The sequence below is a fragment of the Paenibacillus sp. P4_A7 genome, assembly GCF_056402455.1.
This window is the reverse complement of record NZ_JBFUHJ010000568.1, coordinates 1-3,189: the sequence shown is the minus strand read 5'-3', so window position 1 is coordinate 3,189 and position 3,189 is coordinate 1. Positions and strand designations below refer to the sequence as shown.

Genomic DNA, 3,189 nt, shown 5'->3' with positions numbered 1-3,189 from the left:
ATATCAAATGGTTTGGACAATCGTTTATTGATGCCTAGCTTCGTTGCCTCATCTACGATGTCAGGTTCCACGTATGCGCTAATTAGAATGACAGGCACAGCACTATTTATTTTTCGAATCGAACGCAGCACTTCAAGACCATCCATATCCGGCATTTTCAGATCGAGCAATATACAATCTACTCGATTCGCTTCAAAAAGCTCCAACGCAATATGACCGTTTTTAGCCTCAAAAACATCACAGCCGGCTCCTAAAAAAAGTTCCGTAAGCAGCATGCGAATAGGTTGTTGATCGTCAACGACTAAAATATTTGGTCTCGACCCGCCGACCCGCTTGATCACTTTTGTTGTGCTAGGCTGATCTTCTGTCTTCATGGAAGTTGTAATCGTGCTGTATACATGATCATTCTCAGGTAATGTCGGCATTGATACTGAAGCAGCTGAAGCTTTTTGTTGTTGCATCTTATCCACTTTATAACGGTGATAAACGAAGTATGACACAGCAACAAATAGAGCTGCTGGAACAAGGAAGAGCAAATAAGTCATTGGGTCGTCTCCTTAAAGCTTTACGCCAGCAAAGCTATAGCACAAACAAGAATATAATAGGTCATCTAATCATTAACAAGCATTGGCCCAAGCGGACCATCCTCACTAATTATATCTTGAAGCTCATAGACCGAAATAGGAAAATACAAAAAGCCAAACACATAGGGTACCAACTCATAAAGCTGAAAATAAATAACAAGGGCTCGATCTGCTATATAGTAGTCCTGATCCGGTCGAATCGTCTTAAAAGGTTCAAATGTGTCAATCGCTCGTGCTTTAATCTGTGCAGCAATGATGGTATTTAAGCGATCTACATAATTACTCCCTGGCTTAAACAATTGCTTAAGCGTATACGTCTCGCCCGTTGACTGTTTAAAAGTAAGAGAATGCTGCACCGTATTACCGTGCGCTCCTCCAGTATAGGCATAATTAAAAAGTGAAAGACTCAATATATCCTTTTGATTCGTCTTCTGCTCATAATAACCTATCATCTGAGCCCTTGGATCGTCGAGTGGGCCTGCGTTGTTTACAAGCAATTGAGTCTCTTTGAGAATGGTCTCGTTTATTATCTTGTCCGCTCGCTCACTCGGACCGCCGCTGATATAGGGGAGCGCCAAATCCGCCTTTGGAAAAGTCGCTTTAGCGGTTTGAACAAGTACTGGTGATTGAAATGCCATGTCGAAGACACCTTCCTATTCGGTAAGATGCTCCATTATATGCAGGCTTCTGCTCATCTCATACCAGACGATTCCTCCATGAGTCGATGACGATACACCAAGGAGTTTGAATTCCTCTCGTTCGTAGAACGAAATCAAATGCTTTTCGCACATCAGTATTATGGTATTAATCCCATTAGCCTCGCACTGCTCTACTAGCTTCCTCAATAATAGTGATCCAATCCCAAGACGTCTATGGTTAGGACTGACTGCAACCGTCAGAACGCAAAAGTTTCTTCCGTTTACCGCATCGGAGAGCTCACCCTTCATCTCATCACCGCAATTTATTTGGGGAGTGCGAACGCCGTTTGTAATTCCAACTAAAGATGAGCCGATCCAAGCTGACCAGAAGAATGAATTATACTGCTTGTGACGAAATTTAAAGCCGTTAATTGTTGCCGCAGTTTCAGGCGTGTAGCAGCTTTGCTCCAGCTTGATTGCTGCATCCAGCTCGTCCTCCGCAATTAACCGCAGCTCGATCCGGCTCACAGCAGCGCTTTCTCTCGTTCAGTTAATCTTCTACCGCTTACATCCAGCACAATTCTACCTTGATTCAATCCAATTATGCGGTCTGCGAATCGTTCCGCCCAATCCCCTTGATGCATAACAGCAATAACGGTTACCCCTTGCTCCTTACATAGCGCTTTCAAATCGCCCAGCACCTGATCTGCTGTATGCGGGTCTAGACCTGATACAGGCTCATCAGCTGCAATAACCTTCGCACCGTGAACGAGTGCTCTAGCGACAGCCATCCGTTGACGCTCACCACCGCTCAGTGTGCTAGCCTTCTGGTGTGCTTTCTCAAGCAGTCCGCGCTTCTCAATCAAGTCCATAGCACCCATATAGTCATCATTCCGAACCATGCCTGTCCATCTGCGCCAAGCCGGAGTTTGTGAGACAGAACCGATAATCACATTTTTCAAACCCGTCTTGTTAGGAAAAAGAAATGGTTTTTCTTCTAAATAAGCAACTTCGCGTCGTACTTTCATCTTTCCTGTGAAGCCTTGCTTAAACACATCATTGCCTTCAAATTGGTAACTACCATCGCTCCAATTCTCCTGTAATGCAAGGCATCTGAGAAGTGTAGACTTACCACTTCCGCTACTCCCTTTTATAGCGATAAATTCACCAGGATAAACATCGAAGCTAATATCATTCAGAACTTTAGGTCCACCAGGAATTTGTTTGGTTAAATGCTTTATTCTAATCATTTTCCGCGCTCCTTCTGTTAGCAGCAATCGCTTCTATGAGTCTAGTTTACGGTAAACAAAAAACAGTTTCCACACGAACAAATGTTTGGTATAATAAAAATAAGAACAAACGTTCTATTGATCATCGAATTCAAATCATTGAAGGAGGCCTGATCACCATGAATAACATCTGCGAAAATTTCCGTTATGTAGAGAAAGGACATCCTTGGCGAGACTTAACTTTTAAGTTTTACGTTGATGGACGACTTATCATTATCGATAACCTTGCAGAGGAGGTGATCACCCCGAAAGATTTGAAGGGAGATAGTAGAGATTTTTACGTACGCAGGCGTATTTCGTTTATTAAAAACCAATTGGCAGCATCACAGCTTAAGTATGCATAACATTTTGTGTAGAGATTAGCTGCATCGCCCGCCATATCTCCCTCACATTGACGGAGCACCTCCTTTTGCGGTAGATTGATCATACAGTTTCAAGTTTCACTAAGGAGATGCGCGTTATGAAACAGCAAATAATGTTTGACCTAGACGATACGTTAATCCATTGCAATAAATATTTTTACTTGGTTATCGATCAATTCATTGATGCGATGACCACATGGTTTGCTGGTTTCGGTCCGATCACCGTCGAATCCATTCGGGACAAGCAAATGGAAATCGACATAGCCTGTGTTGCTGTATCTGGATTCAAAAGCGAACACTTCCCTCAGTCGTTCGT

General features: G+C 43.1%; 5 protein-coding genes and 1 pseudogene. 2 read left to right on the top strand and 4 right to left on the bottom strand.

The features are described 5' to 3' along the window. The 4 genes from AC1DWN_RS31095 to AC1DWN_RS31080 form a co-directional block, all read right to left on the bottom strand. Nucleotides 1-545: response regulator (locus AC1DWN_RS31095; protein WP_477562725.1), on the bottom strand; the 545-nt coding region annotated here is incomplete at its 3' end. Between the two features lie 65 nt (nucleotides 546-610). Beyond that, complete coding sequence (locus AC1DWN_RS31090; protein WP_477562724.1) at nucleotides 611-1,222, bottom strand: DUF3298 and DUF4163 domain-containing protein; 612 nt, start codon at nucleotides 1,220-1,222, stop codon at nucleotides 611-613. 15 nt (nucleotides 1,223-1,237) lie between these two features. After that, nucleotides 1,238-1,750 (bottom strand): GNAT family N-acetyltransferase, encoded by a 513-nt coding sequence (locus AC1DWN_RS31085; protein WP_477562723.1) that lies wholly within the window; start codon nucleotides 1,748-1,750, stop codon nucleotides 1,238-1,240. Then, complete coding sequence (locus tag AC1DWN_RS31080) at nucleotides 1,747-2,472, bottom strand: phosphonate ABC transporter ATP-binding protein (protein WP_477562722.1); 726 nt, start codon at nucleotides 2,470-2,472, stop codon at nucleotides 1,747-1,749. Before AC1DWN_RS31080 ends, AC1DWN_RS31085 begins: the two co-directional genes overlap by 4 nt. A 158-nt stretch (nucleotides 2,473-2,630) precedes the next feature. Here AC1DWN_RS31080 and AC1DWN_RS31075 point away from each other — a divergent pair, with 158 nt between their 5' ends. Further along, complete coding sequence (locus tag AC1DWN_RS31075) at nucleotides 2,631-2,855, top strand: hypothetical protein (protein ID WP_477562721.1); 225 nt, start codon at nucleotides 2,631-2,633, stop codon at nucleotides 2,853-2,855. A 116-nt stretch (nucleotides 2,856-2,971) separates the two neighbouring features. Beyond that, a pseudogene (locus AC1DWN_RS31070) lies at nucleotides 2,972-3,189 on the top strand (HAD family hydrolase); the annotation flags it as partial.

Excerpts from the sequence above, each read along its gene's own strand:
- AC1DWN_RS31090 (WP_477562724.1), bottom strand. The coding sequence starts at position 1,222 with ATGGCATTTCAATCACCAGTACTTGTTCAAACCGCTAAAGCGACTTTT.
- AC1DWN_RS31075 (WP_477562721.1), top strand. The coding sequence starts at position 2,631 with ATGAATAACATCTGCGAAAATTTCCGTTATGTAGAGAAAGGACATCCT.
- AC1DWN_RS31080 (WP_477562722.1), bottom strand. The coding sequence starts at position 2,472 with ATGATTAGAATAAAGCATTTAACCAAACAAATTCCTGGTGGACCTAAA.